Source organism: Sphingomonas sp. FUKUSWIS1, assembly GCF_000733135.1.
Lineage (GTDB): Bacteria > Pseudomonadota > Alphaproteobacteria > Sphingomonadales > Sphingomonadaceae > Sphingomonas > Sphingomonas aerolata.
In genome coordinates, this window is sequence record NZ_JPJC01000279.1 from 1 (window position 1) to 656 (window position 656).

A 656-nucleotide genomic window follows, 5' to 3' on the forward strand; every position below is an offset into this window, starting at 1 on the left:
ACGGCCGGACGCGCGGCTGCTGCTGGTCGGGGGCGGGCCGATGGCGGATGCGCTGGCGGCGCAGGCTGCGGCCTCGCCGGTCGCGGACGCGATCCATTTCGTCGGCCGGGTGCCGCATGCGGAGGTCGAGCGCTATTACGGGCTGATCGACATCCTCGCCTATCCGCGCAAGCGGATGCGGCTGACCGATCTGGTGACGCCGCTCAAGCCGCTCGAGGCGATGGCGCAGGGGCGGATGGTGGCCGCGTCGGACGTCGGCGGACACCGCGAGTTGATTCGTGACGGGGATACGGGCACGCTGTTCCCACCCGACGATCCGCCAGCGATCGCGGCGGCACTGGCGGGGATGTTCGACGATCGCGCGGACTGGCCGTCGCGCCGCCAGCGCGCGCGGGCGTTCGTCGAGCGCGACCGTAACTGGTCGTCAAACATTTTGCGTTACGAACCGCTTTACCATCGGCTGATACAGGCCGAATGACGGACCATGGCATGACCGAATTCCATCGACAGTCCCCGATCCGCCACCTTCCCGTCGCCGCAGCATTGCTCGTCGCGGTCGCCGCGATGATTGGCTTCGTCGCGATGCCGGGGACGATGCTCGAGGAACTGGTCTGGCGGACCGGCGTCGCCGCGCTGATCCCCGCCGCACAGCCGCC

At 69.5% G+C, this 656-nt stretch carries 1 protein-coding gene; it reads left to right on the forward strand.

Annotation, left to right across the window (positions count from 1 at the left end):
• On the forward strand, positions 1–478 hold a 478-nt coding region (locus sphsw_RS17740; protein ID WP_031441778.1), incomplete at its 5' end, for a glycosyltransferase.
• Between the last annotated feature and the right edge of the window lie 178 nt (positions 479–656).